Source organism: Pantoea sp. X-Soil-ISGK-275, from assembly GCF_059730795.1.
The window spans coordinates 2,593,200-2,614,795 of sequence record NZ_AP035976.1 but is presented as its reverse complement, the minus strand read 5'-3'; the positions used below and the strand labels follow the sequence as shown (position 1 = coordinate 2,614,795).

At 54.4% G+C, this 21,596-nt stretch carries 21 protein-coding genes and 1 tRNA gene; 12 read left to right on the top strand and 10 right to left on the bottom strand.

The window, feature by feature from the left end; translation table 11 throughout:
• Position 1 precedes the first annotated feature (1 nt).
• Complete coding sequence (locus AC6I8A_RS12295; RefSeq protein WP_256696771.1) at positions 2 to 1,051, top strand: carbohydrate kinase family protein; 1,050 nt, start codon at positions 2 to 4, stop codon at positions 1,049 to 1,051.
• On the opposite strand, the gene AC6I8A_RS12290 is transcribed toward AC6I8A_RS12295, so the two are convergent.
• Positions 988 to 1,734 (bottom strand): response regulator, encoded by a 747-nt coding sequence (locus AC6I8A_RS12290; RefSeq protein ID WP_061717630.1) that lies wholly within the window; start codon positions 1,732 to 1,734, stop codon positions 988 to 990. The two genes, AC6I8A_RS12295 and AC6I8A_RS12290, sit on opposite strands and share 64 nt — an antisense overlap.
• A 387-nt stretch (positions 1,735 to 2,121) precedes the next feature.
• On the opposite strand from AC6I8A_RS12290, the gene AC6I8A_RS12285 reads away from it, so the two are divergent.
• Positions 2,122 to 3,420 (top strand): NCS2 family permease, encoded by a 1,299-nt coding sequence (locus AC6I8A_RS12285; RefSeq protein WP_008105472.1) that lies wholly within the window; start codon positions 2,122 to 2,124, stop codon positions 3,418 to 3,420.
• A 261-nt stretch (positions 3,421 to 3,681) separates the two neighbouring features.
• Positions 3,682 to 4,197, top strand: a complete 516-nt coding sequence (locus tag AC6I8A_RS12280) for a hypothetical protein (RefSeq protein WP_497818570.1) — start codon at positions 3,682 to 3,684, stop codon at positions 4,195 to 4,197.
• 51 nt (positions 4,198 to 4,248) lie between these two features.
• Here AC6I8A_RS12280 and AC6I8A_RS12275 read toward each other — a convergent pair whose 3' ends face one another.
• Positions 4,249 to 5,697: an AMP nucleosidase gene (locus AC6I8A_RS12275; RefSeq protein WP_154189992.1), complete on the bottom strand. Its 1,449-nt coding sequence runs from the start codon at positions 5,695 to 5,697 to the stop codon at positions 4,249 to 4,251.
• Between the two features lie 401 nt (positions 5,698 to 6,098).
• Between AC6I8A_RS12275 and AC6I8A_RS12270 the strand changes: the two genes are divergently transcribed.
• The 7 genes from AC6I8A_RS12270 to AC6I8A_RS12240 all read left to right on the top strand — a co-directional run bounded on the left by AC6I8A_RS12270 (position 6,099) and on the right by AC6I8A_RS12240 (position 12,949).
• Positions 6,099 to 7,214 carry a branched-chain amino acid ABC transporter substrate-binding protein gene (locus AC6I8A_RS12270; RefSeq protein WP_008105464.1) on the top strand — a complete coding sequence of 372 codons (1,116 nt, stop codon included), beginning with the start codon at positions 6,099 to 6,101 and terminating at the stop codon, positions 7,212 to 7,214.
• A gap of 82 nt (positions 7,215 to 7,296) precedes the next feature.
• On the top strand, positions 7,297 to 8,211 hold the full coding sequence (locus AC6I8A_RS12265) for an ABC transporter permease subunit (RefSeq protein ID WP_008105462.1): 915 nt from the start codon (positions 7,297 to 7,299) through the stop codon (positions 8,209 to 8,211).
• 10 nt (positions 8,212 to 8,221) lie between these two features.
• Positions 8,222 to 9,502, top strand: coding sequence for a high-affinity branched-chain amino acid ABC transporter permease LivM (livM, locus tag AC6I8A_RS12260; protein ID WP_256696769.1), 1,281 nt, complete (start codon positions 8,222 to 8,224; stop codon positions 9,500 to 9,502).
• Positions 9,495 to 10,370, top strand: a complete 876-nt coding sequence (locus AC6I8A_RS12255) for an ABC transporter ATP-binding protein (protein ID WP_256696768.1) — start codon at positions 9,495 to 9,497, stop codon at positions 10,368 to 10,370. The genes livM and AC6I8A_RS12255 overlap by 8 nt, the downstream gene beginning before the upstream one ends.
• Positions 10,363 to 11,112, top strand: coding sequence for an ABC transporter ATP-binding protein (locus AC6I8A_RS12250; RefSeq protein ID WP_256696767.1), 750 nt, complete (start codon positions 10,363 to 10,365; stop codon positions 11,110 to 11,112). The genes AC6I8A_RS12255 and AC6I8A_RS12250 overlap by 8 nt, the downstream gene beginning before the upstream one ends.
• A gap of 120 nt (positions 11,113 to 11,232) precedes the next feature.
• The gene (locus tag AC6I8A_RS12245; protein ID WP_154157375.1) at positions 11,233 to 12,645 is read left to right on the top strand and encodes an EmmdR/YeeO family multidrug/toxin efflux MATE transporter; all 1,413 of its coding nucleotides are present in this window, start codon (positions 11,233 to 11,235) and stop codon (positions 12,643 to 12,645) included.
• Positions 12,646 to 12,781: 136 nt separating this feature from the next.
• Positions 12,782 to 12,949: a hypothetical protein gene (locus AC6I8A_RS12240; protein ID WP_256696765.1), complete on the top strand. Its 168-nt coding sequence runs from the start codon at positions 12,782 to 12,784 to the stop codon at positions 12,947 to 12,949.
• A gap of 117 nt (positions 12,950 to 13,066) precedes the next feature.
• Here the strand turns inward: AC6I8A_RS12240 and AC6I8A_RS12235 are convergent, their stop codons facing one another.
• From AC6I8A_RS12235 to AC6I8A_RS12210, 6 genes are all read right to left on the bottom strand, one after another.
• A complete protein-coding gene (locus tag AC6I8A_RS12235; RefSeq protein WP_497818569.1) occupies positions 13,067 to 14,086 on the bottom strand; it encodes a HipA domain-containing protein in 1,020 nt (339 codons plus the stop codon).
• Positions 14,083 to 14,394, bottom strand: a complete 312-nt coding sequence (locus tag AC6I8A_RS12230) for a HipA N-terminal domain-containing protein (RefSeq protein WP_256696763.1) — start codon at positions 14,392 to 14,394, stop codon at positions 14,083 to 14,085. The genes AC6I8A_RS12235 and AC6I8A_RS12230 overlap by 4 nt, the downstream gene beginning before the upstream one ends.
• The gene (locus tag AC6I8A_RS12225; RefSeq protein ID WP_256696762.1) at positions 14,379 to 14,711 is read right to left on the bottom strand and encodes an XRE family transcriptional regulator; all 333 of its coding nucleotides are present in this window, start codon (positions 14,709 to 14,711) and stop codon (positions 14,379 to 14,381) included. Before AC6I8A_RS12225 ends, AC6I8A_RS12230 begins: the two co-directional genes overlap by 16 nt.
• Positions 14,712 to 14,993: 282 nt before the next feature.
• A tRNA-Asn gene (locus AC6I8A_RS12220) sits at positions 14,994 to 15,069 on the bottom strand.
• Positions 15,070 to 15,172: 103 nt separating this feature from the next.
• On the bottom strand, positions 15,173 to 15,949 hold the full coding sequence (gene mtfA / locus AC6I8A_RS12215; protein ID WP_256696761.1) for a DgsA anti-repressor MtfA: 777 nt from the start codon (positions 15,947 to 15,949) through the stop codon (positions 15,173 to 15,175).
• Positions 15,950 to 16,151: 202 nt separating this feature from the next.
• The gene (locus tag AC6I8A_RS12210; protein ID WP_008105447.1) at positions 16,152 to 16,826 is read right to left on the bottom strand and encodes an ASCH domain-containing protein; all 675 of its coding nucleotides are present in this window, start codon (positions 16,824 to 16,826) and stop codon (positions 16,152 to 16,154) included.
• A gap of 569 nt (positions 16,827 to 17,395) precedes the next feature.
• Here AC6I8A_RS12210 and AC6I8A_RS12205 point away from each other — a divergent pair.
• Both AC6I8A_RS12205 and AC6I8A_RS12200 read left to right on the top strand, forming a co-directional pair.
• On the top strand, positions 17,396 to 18,094 hold the full coding sequence (locus tag AC6I8A_RS12205) for a phosphohydrolase (protein WP_154157376.1): 699 nt from the start codon (positions 17,396 to 17,398) through the stop codon (positions 18,092 to 18,094).
• Positions 18,095 to 18,170: 76 nt separating this feature from the next.
• Positions 18,171 to 18,419 carry a hypothetical protein gene (locus AC6I8A_RS12200; RefSeq protein WP_497818568.1) on the top strand — a complete coding sequence of 83 codons (249 nt, stop codon included), beginning with the start codon at positions 18,171 to 18,173 and terminating at the stop codon, positions 18,417 to 18,419.
• Positions 18,420 to 18,461: 42 nt separating this feature from the next.
• Here the strand turns inward: AC6I8A_RS12200 and AC6I8A_RS12195 are convergent, their stop codons facing one another.
• Together AC6I8A_RS12195 and dcm are read right to left on the bottom strand one after the other, a co-directional pair.
• The gene (locus AC6I8A_RS12195; RefSeq protein WP_497818567.1) at positions 18,462 to 20,054 is read right to left on the bottom strand and encodes a methyl-accepting chemotaxis protein; all 1,593 of its coding nucleotides are present in this window, start codon (positions 20,052 to 20,054) and stop codon (positions 18,462 to 18,464) included.
• Positions 20,055 to 20,178: 124 nt separating this feature from the next.
• Complete coding sequence (dcm, locus tag AC6I8A_RS12190) at positions 20,179 to 21,570, bottom strand: DNA (cytosine-5-)-methyltransferase (RefSeq protein WP_497818566.1); 1,392 nt, start codon at positions 21,568 to 21,570, stop codon at positions 20,179 to 20,181.
• Positions 21,571 to 21,596: the final 26 nt, after the last annotated feature.

Genomic DNA, 21,596 nt, shown 5'->3' with positions numbered 1-21,596 from the left:
CATGGTGCGTAACGGAATCATCGGTGCCGGCAGCATGCTGGTGGATCACGTGCAGCGCATCAGCCACTGGCCGGAACAGGGCTGGCTGACGGAGATTCAGCACAGCGAGAAGTGCAGCGGCGGCGCGGCGCTCAACGTGCTGTTTACCCTGGCGCGTATGCAGCTGAATTTGCCGCTGGCGGGCGTCGGCATGGTGGGCGAGGACAGCGACGGCGACTTCATCCTGCAACTGCTGGACGATCATCACATCGACCGCCAGTTTGTGCAGCGCACCGCAGGCATCAACACGGCGATGACGCAGGTGATGACTACGCCGGACGGCCAGCGCACCTTCTTCCATGCTCGCGGTGCCAATGGCAAGCTCGATTTGGCGCATTTCGCCGACGTCTCCACATCCCATCGCATATTCCATCTTGGTTATTTGCTGCTGCTGGATAGCCTTGATGTGCCGGACGAGGAATACGGCACGCGCAGCGCACGATTGCTGGCGCAGATGCAGCAGCGCGGCTATCTCACCTCACTCGATTTGGTGTCGCGCGTGGGCGAATATCGCCCGCTGGTGGTGCCCGCGCTGCGCTGGCTCGATTATTTGGTGATCAACGAACTGGAGGCGCAATCGCTCACCGGCATCAGTTTGCGCACCCCGCAAGGGCTTGCCGCGCCTTCAGCGTTTGCCGAGGCGGCGACCTGGCTACTGCAGCAAGGCGTACGTCAGCGGGTGGTGATTCACGCACCGGAAGGGGCGTGGGGCCAGCAAGCAGAAGGCGAAGGGCGTTGGCAGCCCGCGTGGTGTTTAGCGCCGGAAGAGATCGTGGGTAGCGTTGGCGCGGGCGATGCGTTTTGCGCCGGTGTGCTTTATGCCAGCCACGAAGGCTGGTCGCTGACGGAAACGCTGAAGCTGGCGCACACCTGCGCCTGTTTTAATCTGCATGCCGCCAACGCGCTGGACGGTACGCGGCCATTAGCCGAGATGCAGCGCTGGATGGATCAGGCGATTTGCGTTTCACGCGCCGAAGAGGCAGGACGCATCACATCGGCGGAGAAAACATAGCCGAGACCGCGAATGGTGCGGATCAGGCTCGGTTGATGCGGGTTGCTTTCGATCTTGCGTCGTAGCCGCATAATCAGCACATCAATGGTGCGATCAAACACCTCGAGGCTTTCGCTGTGCGTCAGTTCGAGCAGTTGATCGCGGGTTAATACTTTGCGCGCATGCGCCACCAGCGCACGCAGTAGCGTGTATTCACCTTGCGTCAGCGGCACGCTTTCGCGCTGTGGATTGAACAGCTGACAGCGCGCATCGTCCAGCCGCCAGCCGTTAAATTGCCAGCCTTCATCCGGCAACGCTTCCGGCTGCGCCAGTCGTCCGCAGCGACGCAGTGCAGCGCGCGCTCGTGCCACCACCACGCGTGGGTTGAAAGGCTTGGCGATGTAATCATCCGCGCCCATCTCCAGTCCCACCACCATATCCGCTTCCGAGCCCATGCCGGTCAACATGATCACCAGCAGATCGGGACGCTGCCGCTGCATTTGCTGTAGCACCAGCAAGCCGTTGGTGTCTGGCAGCATCATATCCAGCATCACCAGCGAAATTTCCGGATGTAGCGCCAGCAGAGCCAGCGCATCTTTACCCTGATGGCAGCAATAAACGGTAAACACATGTTCATTCAACACATCGTGCAGCAATTCGCACACTGCACGATCATCATCGACCACCAAAATCGCGGGCTTCATGGATGCGCCTCTTTTGTTACGAAAGGGTTAAATGCAGTGTAACCCGATGTTTTTTAGCTGCAGATTCAAGCAACAGAAACGTGAGCGCCATCGCCTGGCAGAGTGCGGAAGCGTGCAGTGCCGCACTCTTTTTGCCAAACAATCGCAACGAGGGAAAACGATTGCGCGGCGCTGGTGCAATGCACCATAATCGCGCCTCATTCTGGTTCGGAATTATCCTAAGCGAAGCATTATTCGGAAACGTAATCGATTGCGTAGGGTGATGGCATAGCTATTGCTATGAGGACAGGGGAAGGTTAAACGCCTTGCGTCCAATACAACAATAAGTCTGTAAACCACATTGGCAAGGAGCGCGCGCATTCGTGCCGACTCCGCTCATGAGAGATGATGATGTTAGAAAAACTCTTCAAATTAAAAGCGCACAACACAACGGTTCGCACAGAAATCATTGCGGGTATCACTACCTTCCTGGCAATGGCTTACATCCTGTTTGTTAACCCGAGCATTCTCGGTGCAACCGGCATGGATAAAGGTGCGGTCTTCGTGGCGACCTGTCTGGCTGCGGCGATTGGCTGTGTGTTAATGGGCTTGATCGCTAACTATCCGATTGCACTCGCACCGGGCATGGGCCTCAACGCCTTCTTTACCTATACCGTGGTTCTGCATATGGGTTACACGTGGCAAGTCGCGCTGGGCGCGGTGTTCTTGTCGGCGGTGATCTTCTTTGCCATGTCGCTTTTCAAAATTCGTGAGTGGATTATTAACAGCATTCCGCTGCCACTGCGTGCCGGTATTGGTGCCGGTATCGGCCTGTTCCTGGCGATCATCGCGCTGGAAGGCGCGGGCATCGTGGTGGATAACCCAGCTACGCTGGTTGGCCTGGGCGACCTGACCAAACCGGGCCCGCTGCTGGCGCTGCTCGGCTTCTTCATCATTGTGGTGCTGGAAGCGCGTCGCGTTACCGGCGCGGTGCTGATCGGTATTTTGGTGGTGACCTTTATTTCCATGGGCATTGGCCTGACGCCGTTTGGCGGCGTGTTCTCAGCTCCGCCCTCTATCGCGCCAACCTTTATGCAGCTGGATATCGCGGGTGCGTTTAACGTTGGCCTGGTCAGCGTGATCTTCGCCTTCCTGTTCGTGGACGTGTTCGATAACACCGGCACCTTGCTAGGTGTGACCAAGCGTGCTGGACTGGCGGATGAGCAGGGCAACGTGCCGAAAATGGGTCGTGCGTTGATCGCAGATAGCGCCGCCGCGCTGTTTGGCTCGCTGCTCGGTACGTCAACCACCACCAGCTATGTGGAATCTGCTGCGGGCGTCAGCGCCGGTGGCCGTACCGGTTTGACAGCAATTGTGGTGGCGATTCTGTTCCTGCTGAGCCTGTTCTTCTCGCCGCTGGCGGGCAGCGTACCGGTTTATGCCACTGCGCCAGCGCTGCTGTTTGTTGCGGTGCTGATGGCATCTGGTCTGGCTGATATTGACTGGAAAGACATCACCACCGCCGCGCCGGTTACCGTGACAGCGCTGACCATGCCGCTGACCTACTCAATCGCCAACGGTATTGCCTTCGGATTCATCACCTGGACAGTGGTGAAACTGCTGAGCGGTCGCACCAAAGAGGTCAACCCGGCGCTGATCATTCTGTCGATTCTGTTTGTCATCAAACTGGGCTGGCTGAGCGCGTAAATCTTGCTTAACGGAAGCCCGCTCGGGCTTCCGTGTCTGCTGTTGCATCCCTTCGTTTATTTTCTGCGTGTCACCTCGCAATCCTTTTTGATACTCACTTTCCTTCAATCTCAAAACGGCCCAGGCTGTGCGTGTTGTGTAAACCTGCCCGCAAAAAATGTGCTGCGAATGGCGGGATCGTGGAATGTTAACGCTGCGCAAATCTGTTTCACTAACGGTGTGGTGGAAAGGTTGAGCAACGCGATGGAAGAGGACTCGGTAATGGATTACCCCATTAGCAATACAACTCGTGTGTTCCCACCGCTTATTTTTGACGTTGGAAACAAAGGAGATCATCAAATGGAACAATTAACCAAACGGGTTGAACAGCTGGAAAAAACCACACAGCAGATTCAGACAGATGTTGCGGTGCTTACGGCGCGTTCAGAGCATTTTGCCACCAAAGCGGATATCGAAAAGGTCAGAGCCGAGCAGGGCGTCATGCGGGTAGAGATTATGGTCGAGCTGGGGGCGCTGGAACAACGTATCGATAAGAAGTTTGAGCGGATGGAAGAAAAGTTCGACCAAAAATTCGACAAAATTGATAAAAAGTTTGAAAAGATAGACGAGAAGTTCGAGAGGATTGATGAGAAGTTCGAAAGAGTTGACCAACGATTCAATCAGTTGGAGGATAAAATAGCTGCCTTCAATAACAGCATAACCTGGAAAATCATGATACCGACCGGCCTTCTGGTGTTGGCGTGGTTTGTGCAGAATATCGTTTTGAAAATGTCATAACGCGTTTTACTGCAATGTTCCGGCCCTTTAAGGGCCGGAACGCCATCATCATTACCTGAACGGTGGCTCGTTAAAGGTTCTCAGCTTCCTTGAATGTAGCTTATCCCCTTCAGCTCGCAGCAGTTCCACCGCGCAGATGCCAATCTGCAGGTGCTCTGAGATTGCGCCTTCGTAGAAACGGTTTGCCTGGCCCGGTAGCTTGATCTCGCCGTGCAGCGGTTTATCCGATACGCACAGCAAGGTGCCGTAGGGCACGCGGAAGCGGTAACCCTGCGCGGCGATGGTGGCGCTTTCCATATCAACCGCAACGGCGCGGCTCAGGTTGAAGCGCAGCGCTGAAGCGGAGTAGCGCAGCTCCCAGTTACGGTCATCGGTGGTGACCACGGTGCCGGTGCGCAGGCGCTGTTTAACTTCTTCACCGGGCATGCCGCTCACCGCTTTGGTGGCGTCATACAAGGCGCGCTGCACTTCGGCGATGCTTGGGATTGGGATATCTGGCGGCAGTACGCTATCCAGTACGTGGTCGTCGCGCAGGTAGGCATGCGCCAGTACATAGTCGCCGATGGTCTGGCTTTCGCGCAGACCGCCGCAGTGGCCAATCATCAGCCAGGCGTGCGGACGAATCACCGCCAGATGGTCGCAGATGGTTTTGGCATTGGACGGGCCAACGCCGATGTTCACCAGCGTAATGCCGCGACGATTCGGTGATGTCAGGTGCCAGGCGGGCATTTGGTGCTTCTTCCACGCCAGATCGGACATCATCGCCGTGGGGTCTTGAGTATCGGCAGTGATCACCACTTCACCGGCGCAGGCCAGGCTGTCGTAAGGCGTGTTGGGATCCTGTACTTGCTCAATTGCCCAGCGCACGAACTCATCAACGTAGCGCGTGTAGTTGGTGAACAGCACAAACGGCTGAAAGTGCTCTACGCCGGTGCCGGTGTAGTGGCGCAGGCGAGCCAGTGAGAAATCGGTGCGCAGCGCGTCAAAGTGCGACAGCGGGAAAATCGCATTGGCGTGGAACAAGCCGTCGGCGGTTTCATCACCGATCTGCGACAGTTCGGTGGTCGGGAAATGGCGTGCGATGCTGGCGCTCATTGAGCGGTCCAGTGACAAGCCATCAATCACATAAGGATAAGGAATTTCCTGCTGGGATGGCGCGACCTCAATCAGCACGTCGTACTCTTTCTCCAGCATCTGCAGCTGCTCGCTGAGATAATGACGCAGTAGCGCCGGGCGCGTGATGGTGGTGCTGTAGCTGCCGGTATGGGTAAAACGTCCCCATGCGCGGGTACGATTTTTTTGCGGGCCTTCGCCAAGCCAGGTGATACGCAGTTGAGGATAGACAAACAGCCCTTGCTGGCGAGCGCCTTCATCCGGCAACTGCCCGCTGGCGGTGAAATCGCGGATGGCGTTGCGCAACGCGTCAACGGCTGCATCGTACAGGCGTTCTAATTCGTCCAGCGCTTGCTGGCTGCTCAATCCGTTCCGTTGTGTATTCATGGGTTCTCCTTTAGGAAACGTGGACCGCTTTCACCAGAGCATAGCGGATAAACCCAGCGCGACGATGAAGAATCTGTGATCGACCGCATTCTGCACCATCACGGTGCTGGTGCGTGGCGTAACCATAGCTATGTTTATGATCAGCAGGGATGTTACATCGCGTGTCTCCTGTTCTGGAGCGATGCCCGAGTAATAAATTGTCTACCTTCGCGGTATTGGCGAGCTTATTGCTTAGTTTTCAACCGTGGCCTTAATGAGCCTATCTCTGTCCTGAAAGCAGGTCGCCATGAATGGCGACCCTACGGGTTTGTGGGCCGCATGCTGTTTTGCCAAAGTTTCAGAAATTGATTTCTCCCATGCCGTGGTATGGCTCCGTTCCTGACCCGTTGAGGATTGAAAGCATGTCTTTGAAATTCATAAAACACCCAATGAAGGTGGCGATTGCAGGTTGTTTAAGCGTGGCCTTTTACGCTCAGGCAGATATTAAAATTGGTGTGGCCGGTCCGTTCTCTGGGCCTAATGCGACGTACGGCGCGCAATACTGGAAAGGTGCGAGCCAGGCTGCGGAGGATATCAATGCGGCGGGCGGCATCAATGGCGAGAAAATCGTGCTGGTGCAGGGCGATGATGCTTGTGAACCGAAACAGGCGGTATCCGTCGCTAACCGTCTGGTTGATCAGGACAAGGTGATGGCGGTGGTCGGCCACTTCTGCTCCTCATCCACCATGCCCGCCTCGGAAGTCTATGATGAAGCCGGCGTGCTGGCGATCACTCCTGGATCAACCAATCCGAAAATTACTGAACGCGGCATGAAAACCATGTTCCGTATGTGTGGCCGTGATGATCAGCAGGGCGCTATCGCCGCGGATTACATCATCGACAAGCTCAAAGCCAAGAACGTGGTCATTATTCATGACAAAGACACTTACGGCCAGGGGTTAGCGGATGCCACCAAAGCCTCGCTTGAAAAGCGTGGTGTGAAAGAAGTTTTGTATGAAGGCTTGTCGCGCGGTGAGAAAGATTTCAATGCGTTGGTAACCAAAATTGGCGCGCTGAAACCGGACGTGGTCTATTTCGGTGGCTGTCATCCGGAGGCCGGTCCGCTGGTGCGTCAGATGCGTGAGCAGGGCGTTAATGCCGCCTTCTTCTCCGGTGATTGCATCGTGACTGAAGAGATGGTGACGGCAGCAGGCGGCCCGCAATACACCAAAGGCGTTTACATGACCTTCGGCAACGATCCGCGCACCATCGCCGATGGCAAAGCGGTGATCGAGAAATTCCGCGCCAGCGGATTTGAGCCAGAAGGTTACACCCTGTATGCCTACGCCTCCGTGCAGACGCTGGCGGCTGCTTACAAAGCGGCAGGCAAAGACAACGCCAAGGCCAGTGATTGGCTGAAAGCCAACAGCGTCGATACCGTGATGGGCAAAAAAGCCTGGGACAGCAAAGGCGATCTCAAGGTGTCGGATTACGTCGTGTATCAATGGGACGACAAAGGCAAATATCACCAGCTGTAATGTGCCACGCGGCCCCGCGCAGTGCGGGGCCATTCGCGATTGAGCGCGAGGTGTGCGCTCCCATTGAGTACGAGACGACATTATGGACGCCTTCTTCTTACAGCAACTGATCAACGGCTTAACGCTCGGTGCCGTGTATGGTCTGATCGCCATCGGTTACACCATGGTTTACGGCATCATCGGCATGATCAACTTCGCCCACGGCGAGGTGTATATGATATCTGCCTATCTGTGTGCCATTGGCTTATCGCTACTCAGCTTTTTCGGCATTCACTCCTTCCCGCTGCTGATTTTCGGCACCTTAATCTTCACCATCATTGTCACTTCGGCTTACGGCTGGGCGATTGAGCGTATCGCTTATCGGCCGCTGCGCAACTCGACGCGCCTCGCACCGCTGATTTCAGCGATCGGGATGTCGCTGATTCTGCAGAACTATGTGCAGCTCAGTCAGGGACCGAATCAACAGGGTATCCCTACACTGCTCACCGGCGTGTTGCGCATGGAGTTTGATGGCGGCGTGGTGCAGATCACCTGGACCAAAATCTTCATCCTGATCGCCGCATTTTGCGGCATGGCGCTGCTGACCTGGATTATCCAGTACACCAAACTCGGGCGTATTTGCCGCGCGGTGCAGCAGGATCGGCGTATGGCCTCAATCCTCGGTATCAATACCGATCGCGTTATCTCGCTGGTGTTTGTGATTGGTGCGGCGATGGCGGGATTGGCTGGCGTGCTGGTGACCATGAATTACGGCACCTTTGATTTTTACGCCGGATTTATCATTGGCATCAAAGCCTTTACTGCGGCGGTGCTCGGCGGCATCGGGTCATTGCCGGGCGCGATGCTCGGAGGATTATTGCTGGGCGTCGCGGAAGCGCAGTTCGCTGGCATGGTGAATTCTGATTACAAAGATGTGTTCTCGTTTTCGCTGCTGGTGGTGATTTTGATCTTCCGCCCGCAAGGACTGCTGGGACGGCCGCTGGTCGCTAAAGTGTGAGGAAGCCCCGATGAATGCAATGACGCAAAGTCCTGTGCGCCAGGCGCTGTTCGACACGCTGCTGGCGGGATTGGTGGCGCTGGTGGTGTTTGGTCCGATTGTTGGCGTGGTGCTCGACGGTTACAGCTTCAAGCTGTCGCCCCAGCGCGTGGCGCTGCTGGTGGCGGTGGTGATGGCGGGGCGCTTACTGTTTAGCGTGTTTCTGCAATCACCTTTTGGTCAGCGCATCATGCGCAAGTTTGCCAGCAGCGATGACGGTGTTTACGTGCGCGAACCCGGCTATCGTTCGCGTTTGCGCTGGATATTGCCGTTGCTGCTGGTCGTAGCGCTGGCCTTTCCCTTCCTCTCCAGCAAATACCTGCTGACGGTGGCGATTCTCGGCCTGATTTATGTGCTGCTCGGACTGGGTTTGAATATTGTGGTTGGCCTCGCTGGATTACTCGATCTCGGCTACGTCGCCTTTTATGCCATCGGTGCGTACGGCCTGGCGCTCGGCTATCAATATCTCGGGTTGGGTTTTTGGAGCATGCTGCCGCTGGCGGCGCTGCTGGCGGCGTTTGCCGGTGCGCTGCTTGGGTTCCCGGTACTGCGTATGCACGGTGATTATCTGGCGATTGTTACGCTCGGCTTTGGTGAAATCATTCGTCTGGTGCTGACCAATTGGGTAGCCTTCACTGGCGGTCCGAACGGGGTTTCCGTGCCGTCGCCGACTTTTTTTGGCCTCGAGTTTGCCCGTCGCGCGCGCGATGGCGGCGTGCCGTATCACGAGTTTCTGCATGTCACTTACAACCCCAATATGAAGTTTATCTTCATCTACGTAGTGCTGGTTCTGGTGGTGTTGCTGGTGCTGTGGATCAAGCATCGCCTGACGCGCATGCCGATTGGTCGTGCCTGGGAAGCGCTGCGTGAAGATGAGATTGCCTGCCGCGCAATGGGGCTCAATCATGTGCTGGTTAAGCTTTCGGCCTTTATGTTGGGCGCGTCAACGGCGGGCATTGCTGGAGTGTTTTTCGCCAGCTATCAGGGCTTCGTCAATCCTACCTCGTTCACCTTTTTTGAGTCGGCGCTGATTCTTGCCATTGTGGTGCTCGGCGGCATGGGATCGACGCTTGGCGTGGTGCTGGCGGCGTTTGTGCTGACGGTAGCGCCGGAGCTACTGCGCAGCTTTGCCGAATACCGCGTGCTGCTGTTTGGCATGTTAATGGTGCTGATGATGATCTGGCGGCCGCGCGGGCTGGTGCGCACCGCACGCGTCGGCGTGCCGTTGCGAAAAGGAGTGCGCCATGAGTGATGCCATTCTGCAAGTGAACAATCTGATGATGCGCTTTGGTGGCATTAAGGCGCTCAATGATGTCAGCCTGGCGGTGGAGCGCGGTTCAGTGACCTCGCTGATTGGCCCCAACGGCGCGGGTAAAACCACGGTGTTCAACTGCCTGACCGGTTTTTATCGCGCCACCGGCGGGCGCATTGTGCTCAACGCCAACCAGCGCAGCACCGATGTGATTCAGGTGCTGGGGCAGAAAATCCATGCGGGCGACTGGATCAATCCCAGCCGGCTCGGCTCGCGGCTCTGGTACAAAATGTTTGGCGGCGCGCATCTGGTGAACCGCGCCGGGTTGGCGCGTACGTTCCAAAATATTCGGCTGTTCCGTGAAATGTCGGTGATTGAGAACCTGCTAGTGGCGCAGCATATGCAGGTCAATCGTCAGCTGCTGGCGGGCGTGCTGAACACGCGCGGCTACCAGGAAGCGGAGAATCGCGCGCTGGATCGCGCTTTCTACTGGCTGGAGAACGTCGACTTGGTCGCCAGCGCCAACCGCCTGGCCGGTACGCTCTCTTACGGTCAGCAACGGCGGCTGGAGATCGCGCGCGCCATGTGTACGCGACCGGAACTGATTTGTCTGGATGAACCGGCGGCTGGGCTGAATCCGGTGGAAACCGAGGCGTTGAGCGCGATTTTGCATCGTCTGCGCGCCGACCATCGCATCAGCGTGTTGCTGATTGAACACGACATGCCAATGGTGATGCGCATTTCCGACCACATCGTAGTGCTCGATCATGGCGATGTGATTGCCCAAGGCACGCCGCAGCAAATTCGTCACGATCCCAAAGTGATTGCCGCCTATCTCGGCGCAGAAGAGGAGAGCGATCATGGCTGAACCGATGCTGGCTTTTGAGCAGGTCGATGTGTTTTACGGTCCTTTGCAGGCGCTAAAGCAGGTATCGCTGACGGTAAATCAGGGCGAAACCGTGGCGCTGATTGGCGCTAACGGTGCGGGGAAATCCACGCTGCTGATGTCAATCTTTGGTCAGCCGCGCATTGCCAGCGGCGAGATTCGGTTGCGCGGTGAAGCCATCAGCCAGCGCTCGACCCACTTCATCGCCGCTAGCGGCATTGCCCAGGCACCGGAAGGGCGGCGCATCTTTCCTGATATGACGGTGGAAGAGAACCTGCTAATGGGCACCATCGCCATCGGCGAGCGGTTTGTCAAAGAGGACAAAGATCGCATGTATCAGCTGTTTCCGCGCCTGCTGGAGCGGCGCAAGCAGCGCGCCATGACGCTCTCCGGCGGCGAACAGCAGATGCTGGCAATTGCCCGCGCGCTGATGAGTCGACCCAGGTTGTTGCTGCTCGACGAACCCAGCCTTGGCCTCGCGCCGATTGTGGTGAAGCAGATCTTTGGCATTCTGCGCGAGTTGACTCAGCAAGGCATGACGCTGTTTCTGGTGGAGCAGAATGCCCGCCATGCATTGCAGCTGGCGGATCGTGGCTATGTGATGGTGAACGGCGAGATTCGTCTGAGCGGCAGCGGTGCCGAGCTGCTCAACAATGATGACGTGCGCAGCGCCTATTTGGGGGGCGCAGCCGATCCTGCGGTAGTGGCGACAAAAAGTTTGTAATAATGATTAAATGGTGAGGGGAAACACTTTGCATAATTGTTAGTGGCCTATCATCATTATTACTCTTCTTCCTCTCCAAAGTGATTTGGTAATCCCTTGCAAAATCCTGGCGTAGCAGTGATGCGGGCGGTCAGAAATACGGCGTGGTATCCCAAACGCCGCTCTTACCGTACGTTGTTCTGGCGAGAAATCACCCCATTAGCCGTGCCCATCTTTATCGAAAACCTGTGCGTGATGCTGATGGGCGTCCTCAGTACCTTCCTGGTAAGCTGGCTGGGTAAAGAAGCGATGGCGGGCGTCGGTCTGGCCGATAGCTTTAACATGGTGATCATCTCCTTCTTTGCCGCCATCGATCTCGGCACCACGGTGGTGGTGGCGTTCAGCCTGGCAAAACGCAACGGCAAGCGAGCGCGAGCCGCGACGCGACAGTCGCTGGGATTGATGACCGCGCTGGCGTTTGTGCTGGTGATCGCCATCGAGTTTTGGGGACATCTGATCATTGATGTGATTGCCGGCAGCGCCGATCCCAAAGTGAAAGAGCTGGCGCTAAGCTATCTGCAAACCTCGGCGTGGAGCTATCCTGCGGCGGCGATTGCGCTGATTGGCAGCGGCGCGCTGCGCGGCGCGGGCAATACCAAAATCCCGATGCTGATCAACGGCGGCATGAACATTCTCAACATCGTGATCAGTAGCGTGCTGATATACGGCTGTATGGGTTGGGAAGGGCTGGGCTTTGTCGGTGCCGGATTGGGCTTGACCATCTCGCGCTATATCGGTGCGGCAGCGGCGATTTACGTGTTGTATCGCGGTATTACGCCAGCATTGAAGATCTCCATCGCCAGCTATTTCCGGCGCTGGGACCGCAATATTCTGATGGAAGTGTTGGGCATTGGCGTGCCCGCCAGTATTGAATCGGTGCTGTTTAACGGCGGCAAATTGCTGACGCAGATTTTTGTCGCTGGCATGGGCACCAATGAGATCGCCGGTAACTTTATCGCCTTCTCGATTGCTTCGCTGATTAACCTGCCGGGTAACGCGCTGGGATCGGCATCGACCATTATTACCGGGCGCAGGCTGGGGCTGAATCAGGTGATGCAGGCGGAACGGCAAATCAAACACGTGTTCTGGCTGGCGATGATCGGATTGTGTTCGCTGGCGTTGATCACCGTGCCGCTCGCCGGCACGCTTGCGCAGTTTTACAGCCGCGATCCGGAAGTGATTTCAGTCACCAAGCATCTGATTTGGCTCAATGCCGCCTTTATGCCGATCTGGACCGCCTCATGGGTGTTGCCCGCCAGCCTTAAAGGTGCGCGCGATGCACGTTACACCATGTATGTGTCGATGTTCAGCATGTGGGGCGCACGCGTGGTGGCCGGTTATTTCCTCGGGATTGTGCTGGGAATGGGCGTGATTGGCGTGTGGCTCGGCATGTTCCTCGACTGGACGGTGCGCGGCGTATTCTTTTGGTGGCGACTCACCAGCGGCAAATGGCTGAACAATTACCGCAAGATGATGGCGAAGAGTCGGGGATAACGCATTGGGCAGGTCGCCATTAATGGCGACCCTGCATATATGCAATATTTGGCAAAGAAGCGCACAACTAATCGTTTTGGTTATATGTGTGAATGCGGTTTACTGTCAGCCTCAATCATTTGTGGAGAAGCTGGCAATGAAACACCTCTTGCAGCAGTGGTTTAACCAACTGATCAATGGCGAGACTGGAACCGCAGAAGAGCGCGAATTCGATCTCAGCAACCATATCGACCTGCTGATTCCCATCAGCCAACTTTACGGCGTTGAGTTCCATCCTTCGGTGTATCGCTACTATGAGAGATAAGCGCCTGCACCATGTGATCCGCTACAGCTACTGGAATGAACTGTGCGCTGATGAATAAAGAACCCGCTCTTAGGCCAGCGGGTTTTTTTATGTCTGTGATCACGCGCGAAAGACGCGTTACAGTTCGGTCACGGCCAGTAACGTCATTCTGCGTACGACATAATCAAGTACGAGATTACGCTGTTCTTCAGGCATATGGCTTTCAGCGTAGGTAGCAATGATCAGCGAGTGACTCTTCACCACATCGACCAACCATTTGCGGGCCAGCGCGGGTTGAATATCCATACCCTGAGCAAGCAGGATAAAGTCCGCACCGACATATTCCCCATAGCCTGAATCAATTCCTGGCGCGCTCCCGGCATCATTTTCTTCACATTCAAGCAGAGGCAGCGCTAAGTACTCGCCGAATGCAGCGGGATAGGGCACCACGCTAATAAAATCATACACTGGTGCCAGGTAAGCGGGTCCTGCTTCGGGAAGTATGATCCCGATATTACGCAGATGAAAATCATTATTCCCCAGCACATAGGCATAGACGATGCGTAAAAAAAGGTCGCGCTTACTGTTTAAACTATTGCTGACTGCGCTATTCAGAAATTTGGCAGCCCTCTCATAACTGATGGCTTTTTTATTATCAATTTTGCCATATTTATCATCGAGTCCCATCGCGCCATCCAACTGCTCCTGATGTAATCGCGTTAGGTCTTCTAAGCGATCATATCTTTTGATCACAAAGGCCAACTCATTTGGTCGGCCTTTTTCTGCTTGAAAGGGGATTAAGCCAAAGGGAGGAACGTTAAATCTTAGACGTTGCATGACGCACATTGTGGCATGCTCATTTTCCGCCAGATGTGGGTACTCTTCAGGTGAGGGTTTAAGAATATACGTGCCGTTATTACTGACAACCTGCAGTTCCCCCTCTTCCAGACACAGCGAAAGCTTCGGTTGATAGCCGGAAATACTCATGCCTTTCTGACGTTCAGGCAATTCCTGAATAAACTGACTTCGCGTAAAGGGCAAACTAAGGGCAACGTTTACACTACCAAACAGATGTTTAATGCCTTTAAGGGAATAGTTCGTATCAAGCTCGGATTCCTTGAGTTGAGCTAAATTTATCAGGCAGCATGCTGAATTCATGATGTTATCTCCTTGAGTACTACTGCACCAAGCAAGTCGTTACCGTTCTGCATGAGTAATCCAAACAGATCTTTATCATCAATTTTTTGAATTTCAGAATATCGTTTACGCAACCAACCTTCTGGTGCCAACCCTTTGAAGAAAGGATGGAGCTCTTCATTAAAATAAGGTTCTCGCCTTACCGGCATACTTAATGAAATCGCGCGACCGCTATAATTGGGCCGGTAACAGAAAGTGAAACCGGCGTCCTCCTCTGTCAAGGTACCGACAGACTTGTCATAGAGCCACACCTCTATTTTTCGAGCCATACTTTTACTCCGAGTTCCTTAAGTAAGGCATGAAGATTCATCGCCTTTGCGGCTGCGGGATTGGCGATCATTCTTTTGAAGGTTGAGATAGACACGCCAATTTGCATCGCCATCTCTTCATAGGTGATATTTTGCCGCTTCAACTCATTGGTCAGTATGGGTGGCAGTAATGAAAGCTCAAGGGCGCTCAGTATTGGCTTATCGGATGCTGCGAATTCAGTGAAAGGTTGAACATCAAGTGGCCACTCATCGAGCAATTTCTGCTTGTCTGCATGAGAGAGGCTTTTAAGTAGAGACCTAATTTCATCAAGGTTCATTTATGACTCTTTCCTGGTTTTTTAAGCGGCATGCATAGACATTGCCTGAATATAATACTAAAAGGTTCATTTTTGAACCTTTAGCGTCTTTTCATGCAATTTCTACTAAAAAAATGGAGTCCAGGGATTCAAAGTGTCATTTTTGATACTTTTGGGTTGATTGGTAATTCTTTTACCCTCAGATAAGCAGAATTATGCCAAAAGTTTCAGAAATGAACGGCAGGAAAGAATATAAGAAAAGCAAAAAGCCCGCTTAGTTTCCTAAGCGGGCTTCTCTAAATATGGCTCCTCTGACTGGACTCGAACCAGTGACATACGGATTAACAGTCCGCCGTTCTACCGACTGAACTACAGAGGAATCGTGTGAACGAGGCGAATATTAATGGCGCCCCTTGCAGGTGTCAACAGCTTAAAACACATTTGTATTCAACTGGCTAGCATTAGTACAAAGCGATCGCGATTTAAGCAGGTTCTGCTGTCAGCATCGCCAATCGCGCCAGTGGATCCTGACGATAGAACTGCTGCAGATGGCGATACATCACCGGGAAGCGGTTAGCCAGTAAATCCGGTGCGCTGAAGAAATACTCTGACAGCACCGCGAAACACTCTGCTGCATCGCTGGCGGCATAGGGATCGATGGTTGCCGCCTGTTCACCGACTAATTCCACTTCAGCTTCAATTTCTGCCATTGCCTGCTGCAAATCTTTCTCCCAGCTGGCGACATCACGTAGCGCTATCACCGGAATGCCGCTGGTATAACCGCTGCCACGCGCATCGAGTTTATGCGCTACTTCGTGGATCACCAGGTTAAAACCGGAGAGATCGAGTGAATCCAGAATATCCAATGCGTTTAACACCACTGGACCTTGCGTCCAGCTTTGTCCGGCGTGCACAGCCGGCGCGTGGTGTACCAGACCGTTACCATCTTCCCAGCGATCGTCGACGTTGAACGGCTCGGGATAGATCAGCACTTCATGGAAGCCATCGAGCCATTCGAGACCCAGCTTTAAGACCGGCAAACAGAACAGTAACGCCAGACGTGTCAGTAACAGTTCATCGAGCTGCAGGCCTTGCAGCGGCGAAATTTTTTTCTGCTGCAGGAAGCGTTGTGCCAGCGTAACCAGTGCGGTTTTTTCATCAGCATCGAGCAGTGAAAAGATCGGCTGCGCCAGCGCCTGCTGCCAGGGAAGTGCCAGTACTGAAGTCTCTATTTGCGCATGCCACGGCCATTTGAACATTGCGTCACTCACTCTTCAGACGAAAACAGTATCCTGGCGCGGCAAAGGAGGAATTACCAGCGCGTGATCAAAGCCAGCTATTCAACCAGTTAGTCGAGGATTTGTCTGTGATTAGCGTGGCAAAGCGGGAAAGTCATGGTGAGGACATTAAAAAGGTCGTCATGAATGACGACCTTACGTTTGCCTGCTTTGCAGCATTTATTTAGCGTTCAACCCGTTGAAACGCGATCACCCAAACCCACGGGTTCACTTCCCAGCTGGTGGCGCCGTACTGTTTCTGCCACGCCTTACGGTAGGCTTCTTTCGGCGATTCAGAATTCATATTCATGGTGAAGAAGTTATTGAGGAAGTGCGAATCGGTCTGCACGCCTTCCGCCATGATGTCATCTTCACTGATATCCTGAATCTTCTCGGCACGTACCGAGGTAATTTGCAGATCGATGCGGCTGGCCCAGCGCGGCATGTGAATGGCGGTCTGCCAGCCAAACTGCTCGGCATTCTGCAAATTCTCATCCAGCTGCCCCAGCTCATTGCTGTCCGCGCGGTATTGGCAATACGCCGCATTGCGGAACGGCAGGGGATCGCGTTCGTAATCCGCCAGTAAGTTTTCCGGCACAATCGGGCCGCGCCAGGTTTCACGGACCCACAAACCATCACCCGCCTGACCAAATGGGCAGTGCGAACTGACGTCGGTCATCGACATCAATTTATAGCCGTGCAGATGGTTGGCGCTGACGTCAAACGCGTGTACGCCTTCATGGTGATCCTGACCCGGACCGAAAGCTTGAGTTTTCATAATGCGCCGGGTCTGCGTTTGCTGGCCAACCAGCAGGGCGCGCACCCGCTGTTCGGAAAAAAGAATCGGCCGTTCTTTCATTGCATACCTCTTATTGTGTCACAAACCCGGAAACTGCGAAGAATCCCCCAACATCCGAAGATGTGAGAGCTAGCATAATGGGTTTGAATCAGTTTGCTTAATAATTTGTCGCCTTAGTATCAGGCAAATCTGGCAATTTTAGATTTTAAAAATGGTTCATAAGCAAAATGTGTGCTGAAAAGGACTTCGCAAGGATCCGAAGTCATAAATTTTCCAGATACAGTACGTTATAAAGGCCAGAATGGGAACCTTTTCAGATTATGCCGTGTTGATCTGCCTCTAAGAAGCCCCATTTATCAGCATAGATAACTGGAATTAAGCGCTTAAGCGAAATTTGTTGATGACGCGAATATATTAAACCTATTGAACAGAGTTATTTAACTAAAACGCACTAAGGAAATACCGAAATCGTCATGGCTGCTGTGCAAGTGACGTTAACAGCGCTATAACAAGATCGGGATCTCATTTTTACGCTTTGCACATCCTGGAAGGATGTAAAAAAAGTGTCATGACCAGGCCGCTATGATGTCCGCAGGAACCTAGATAACAGCAATAACAGGAGAAGCACGATGTCACTTACTCACTGGCAACAACGCTACGAGAACTGGCTGCAGCTCAATTGGCTGCACGACGACAAAGCCCACGATATCGCGCACCTGCGCCGCGTCTGGATGAGTGCGAAGCGCATCATGCAGCACAGCGACGCCGATCCAATGGTCGTGATGACCGCCTGCTACTTTCACGATGTGGTTAACCTGCCGAAAAACCATCCTGAACGTCATTTAGCCTCAACCTATGCGGCGGAAGAGACGCGTCGCATTCTGCAGCAGGATTTCCCGGACTTCCCATTTGAACTGCTGGATGCCGTCGCGCACGCGGTGCAGGCTCACAGCTTTAGCGCGCGTATCGCGCCGCAAACGCTGGAAGCGAAAATTGTGCAGGACGCCGATCGTCTCGAATCATTAGGTGCTATCGGCCTGGCGCGGGTTTTCTACACGGCGGGCGCGCTAGGTCGTCCGCTGTTTGATAGCGAAGATCCGTTAGGGAAAGAGCGTGAACTGGATGACGTGAAGTGGACGCTGGATCACTTCCAGAAAAAGCTGCTGGGTTTACCGCAAACCATGCAAACCGAAGCCGGACGCCTGCTGGCCGAACATAACGCCGATTTTCTTGTGCACTACATGGGCAAACTGTGCGCCGAGTTGCAGGGCAATCTGACGTCGGTTGATGAATCGGTGTTAAGGGATTTCAGCCCTATACACTCGTAATATTAAATTTTTATGACAGTCTGTTAACTTTTAGCTGCTTCCGCTACGTTGTTGTAAATCAAAAGGGAGTATGAAAATGACCGAGACTGTTAACTTAACCATTAAAATTGACCCGGCACTGAAAGAGCACATCAAACAGTTAGCCGCAGATAACCAAATCTCCATGAGTCAGGAGATCGTTAATCGCTTGCAGGCCAGTTTAGATGCGGGTGAGCTACCGGCCATTGATAGTCTGGATACCCAGGAAGCAGTGGAAGATCAGCTCTCCGCTGCGGAATTGAAGCAGATTCGTGCGCTGCTGAAGAAAAGTAAGAAGAAGAAATAAGCGAAAAAACCCGTCATTGACGGGTTTTTTTATGCCTGCAGATTAAATACGGAACTGCTGCGCGCGCTGCGCCAGGCGGTCCGATAATGCGCGCAATTGCACCGCCGATTGCACCTGATGGGCGTTCAGCGCTTCGTTTTGCTGCAGCTGTCCGCTCATCTCCACCACTTCCAGCGCAATATTTTTTACCCGATGGCTCTGCGCGGCACTGTTTTGCTGCAGCTCGTTCAGCTGCGTTACCACGCCAGACACCGCAGCGCTGATCTGCGCGAACAGCACTTCCAGCGCTTTCACCTTATCGAAGCCATCATGCACATGCTGCTGCGTATGCTGAATCAAGCCATCGATCTGGCGCGTGGAAGCCCCGCTTTGCTGCGAGAGCAAGCCCATCTCTTTGGCGACCACCGAGAAGCTGCGGCCGTAAGCGCCCGCATGTGCCGACTCAATGGCGGCATTCAGCGATAACAACCGCGTCTGCATCGACAAGTCATCCAGCATGCCCACAATCCCGGCGATATCATCGGATGCGGTGACAATCTGCTGCATCTGGGTTTCCATCTTATCGACCTCTACCGCGCAGTTGCGCATCAACGCATCCGCTGATTGCGCTTCCTGCGTCGCCTGCTGCGAGAACTGTGCACCGATCTCCACCTCTTCCGAAACGCGATCCAGGCGCTGCGACAGGTGATGAAAGCTGGCATTTTGCTTCTGGTGTTGCTGCATCACTTTTTCGTTGTGCTGCTGCATATCCTCGGCACCGGCGGCGACGCTGACCGCCACGGTGTTGATGTCGCGCACAATCTGCTGCAAGCCGCGCCGCATGGCATCAATCGACTGGAACAGCTGGCGCGTTTCCAGCGATTGGCGACGCGGATGGTTTTGCGCATCGACCAAATCACCGGTGGCGACCCGTTCCAGCTGCGCGTTAGCGCGACGCAGCGGCAACAGCACGCCGCGCATCAGCAAGCTGGAGGCCAGCACTAACAGCGCCATCAGCACCGCGCTGACAATCAGCGACATATTGCGGCTCAGCTTCAAGGTGCTGAGCGTGTTCTGATTCACGCTGCTGAGTTGATGATTGGCCTGCTCGATTTCACTAAACCAGGCATCATTAAACTGTTGCTGAAACGCCTGCATCGGCACCATAAAAAAGGCGTTGATGTCGTTGGCCGCTAATCCTTTTAGCTGCTCCTGCAATCCTTCGGCCAGCATAGCGAAACCTTGCGCCAGCGGGCTATCCGCTTTGGCGTGGTAGGCGGCGAACTGTTGTTGCGCCTTTTTCAATGAGTCATCAGCTGACGCTGCCAGACTTTTCCAGCTATCCACCGAGCCACTTTGCTGATCCTGCATCAGATAAATACCGGCGCGATGGCTGTTATCGCTGGCGGTAAGCAGTTCGATACGCGCTTTATCCAGCAGGGCCAGACGTTCGCGCAGTTGATTGGCCTGCTGCAGCGAGGTTTGCGTCTGATTGACGTGGGTATTTAGCAGCAGCACACCGGCAAACTGCAGCGAGCAGAACACCACAATGAACAGCAAAAACTGGCTACGCAAACTGGTGAGCCACAATGGAATTTTCAGGGATAACCGTGCGCGCAGCCGCAGCGGCAGAGAGATAACAGACAGGAGTGACATCACACGCCTCCAAAAAATAAAACAGGAGTATTGGCAGCACGCGTGACAGTTTGGTGACAGCGGGCGCGATTAGGCGGAAAACAGCATAAAGCGCGGCCCTAAATAAAATTGTGGTCCTGAATAGCTACGCCTTTTGCGCGGCGTGCTGTTCAATCAGCGGTAATAACAGTTGTGCCACCGCAGCAAATACCGGCACCACCACCGAGTTGCCGAACTGCTTGTAGGCTTGCGTATCGGACACCGGAATACGCAGTTTAGCTTCTCCCGGCGCTTCAAAACCCATCAGGCGGGCGCATTCACGCGGGGTTAAACGACGCGGGCGACGCGCCATGTTCTCTGCCTGCTGGAAATCGCTTTCGCCTTGCGCGTAATCCCAGCCGCGATCGATGAGGATTTCCGAACCATCTTTGTAATAGCGCGCCGATAAGGTGCGCACACAGATGTTTAGATTACGCGGATCGTTAAGGCCAAAGCCGAAGCCGTTACCTTTGGCTTTGTGCTTTTTCGCGTATTGATAGAGATAATTCCACAGCGTCGGTGACAGCGTGTATTTCGCTTCCGGCTGGGTTTCCAGCAGGCTGTAAAGCGAGGGCACCTTTTGCGGATAGAGCGCGGGCAGGGCGCGCAACGAAAAGTCATTACTGAGCCCGGTGTCGCGACGAATGCCCACTAGCACAATACGCTCGCGATGCTGCGGCAGAAAATGGCGCGCATCGATAACCTTAGCATCCGGCAAACCGCTGTCGTTGGCATCCGCCACGTCATAACCGAGTTCATCCAGCGTGGCCATAATGATGGCGAAGGTGCGGCCTTTATCGTGACTTTTGAGGTTTTTCACGTTCTCCAGCACGAAAAACGGCGGCTTTTTCGCGGCGAGAATGCGCGCCACATCGAAAAACAGCGTGCCTTGCGCTTCACACTCAAAACCGTGCGCGCGACCCAGCGCATTCTTCTTGCTCACGCCCGCCAGCGAGAAGGGCTGGCAAGGAAAACCGGCCAGCAGCACCTGATGATTGGGAATGGTGCGATCGATATACTGATAAATTTCCTGCTCATCGCTGATGCCTGCCGGCTGCGTCACCAGACGAATATCACTGTTGAAGTGGTGCAGCTGCGGATCGCTATACAGGTTGGCTTTGTAAGTGCGCACCGCGTCTTTATTCCATTCACTGGTGAACACGCACTGGCCGCCAATTTGCTCAAAGCCACGGCGAATGCCGCCGATACCGGCAAACAGATCAACAAACTGGAATTTGGCGTCGTCGTAATGTGCCGGACGCTGCGGCAGCAAGGCCTGCAGGTTGGCGACTTCGCGGCTGGAGAGCGCCGGCACGGCACTTTTACCGGCGCGAATGCGATTCAAACGCGGCACGCTCCAGTCGCGGCCACCGGCGTCGGTTAAGGTAATAACCACATCGCGTGCGGCATAGATATCGAGCACCTGCAGTAACAGCGACGTCGCGTCATCCTGATTGGCAGTTAACGGGGAGGGCGAGACGGGGTCGATAGCGAGCATGCGTTTTTCCTTAACAGTGAAGCGGC

Excerpts from the sequence above, each read along its gene's own strand:
- AC6I8A_RS12235 (WP_497818569.1), bottom strand. The coding sequence starts at position 14,086 with ATGAATTCAGCATGCTGCCTGATAAATTTAGCTCAACTCAAGGAATCC.
- AC6I8A_RS12270 (WP_008105464.1), top strand. The coding sequence starts at position 6,099 with ATGTCTTTGAAATTCATAAAACACCCAATGAAGGTGGCGATTGCAGGT.
- livM (WP_256696769.1), top strand. The coding sequence starts at position 8,222 with ATGAATGCAATGACGCAAAGTCCTGTGCGCCAGGCGCTGTTCGACACG.
- AC6I8A_RS12250 (WP_256696767.1), top strand. The coding sequence starts at position 10,363 with ATGGCTGAACCGATGCTGGCTTTTGAGCAGGTCGATGTGTTTTACGGT.
- AC6I8A_RS12255 (WP_256696768.1), top strand. The coding sequence starts at position 9,495 with ATGAGTGATGCCATTCTGCAAGTGAACAATCTGATGATGCGCTTTGGT.
- AC6I8A_RS12195 (WP_497818567.1), bottom strand. The coding sequence starts at position 20,054 with ATGTCACTCCTGTCTGTTATCTCTCTGCCGCTGCGGCTGCGCGCACGG.
- AC6I8A_RS12280 (WP_497818570.1), top strand. The coding sequence starts at position 3,682 with ATGGATTACCCCATTAGCAATACAACTCGTGTGTTCCCACCGCTTATT.
- AC6I8A_RS12295 (WP_256696771.1), top strand. The coding sequence starts at position 2 with ATGGTGCGTAACGGAATCATCGGTGCCGGCAGCATGCTGGTGGATCAC.
- AC6I8A_RS12200 (WP_497818568.1), top strand. The coding sequence starts at position 18,171 with ATGACCGAGACTGTTAACTTAACCATTAAAATTGACCCGGCACTGAAA.
- AC6I8A_RS12285 (WP_008105472.1), top strand. The coding sequence starts at position 2,122 with ATGATGTTAGAAAAACTCTTCAAATTAAAAGCGCACAACACAACGGTT.
- mtfA (WP_256696761.1), bottom strand. The coding sequence starts at position 15,949 with ATGTTCAAATGGCCGTGGCATGCGCAAATAGAGACTTCAGTACTGGCA.
- AC6I8A_RS12210 (WP_008105447.1), bottom strand. The coding sequence starts at position 16,826 with ATGAAAGAACGGCCGATTCTTTTTTCCGAACAGCGGGTGCGCGCCCTG.
- AC6I8A_RS12245 (WP_154157375.1), top strand. The coding sequence starts at position 11,233 with ATGCGGGCGGTCAGAAATACGGCGTGGTATCCCAAACGCCGCTCTTAC.
- AC6I8A_RS12240 (WP_256696765.1), top strand. The coding sequence starts at position 12,782 with ATGAAACACCTCTTGCAGCAGTGGTTTAACCAACTGATCAATGGCGAG.
- AC6I8A_RS12205 (WP_154157376.1), top strand. The coding sequence starts at position 17,396 with ATGTCACTTACTCACTGGCAACAACGCTACGAGAACTGGCTGCAGCTC.
- AC6I8A_RS12265 (WP_008105462.1), top strand. The coding sequence starts at position 7,297 with ATGGACGCCTTCTTCTTACAGCAACTGATCAACGGCTTAACGCTCGGT.
- dcm (WP_497818566.1), bottom strand. The coding sequence starts at position 21,570 with ATGCTCGCTATCGACCCCGTCTCGCCCTCCCCGTTAACTGCCAATCAG.
- AC6I8A_RS12225 (WP_256696762.1), bottom strand. The coding sequence starts at position 14,711 with ATGAACCTTGATGAAATTAGGTCTCTACTTAAAAGCCTCTCTCATGCA.
- AC6I8A_RS12230 (WP_256696763.1), bottom strand. The coding sequence starts at position 14,394 with ATGGCTCGAAAAATAGAGGTGTGGCTCTATGACAAGTCTGTCGGTACC.
- AC6I8A_RS12275 (WP_154189992.1), bottom strand. The coding sequence starts at position 5,697 with ATGAATACACAACGGAACGGATTGAGCAGCCAGCAAGCGCTGGACGAA.
- AC6I8A_RS12290 (WP_061717630.1), bottom strand. The coding sequence starts at position 1,734 with ATGAAGCCCGCGATTTTGGTGGTCGATGATGATCGTGCAGTGTGCGAA.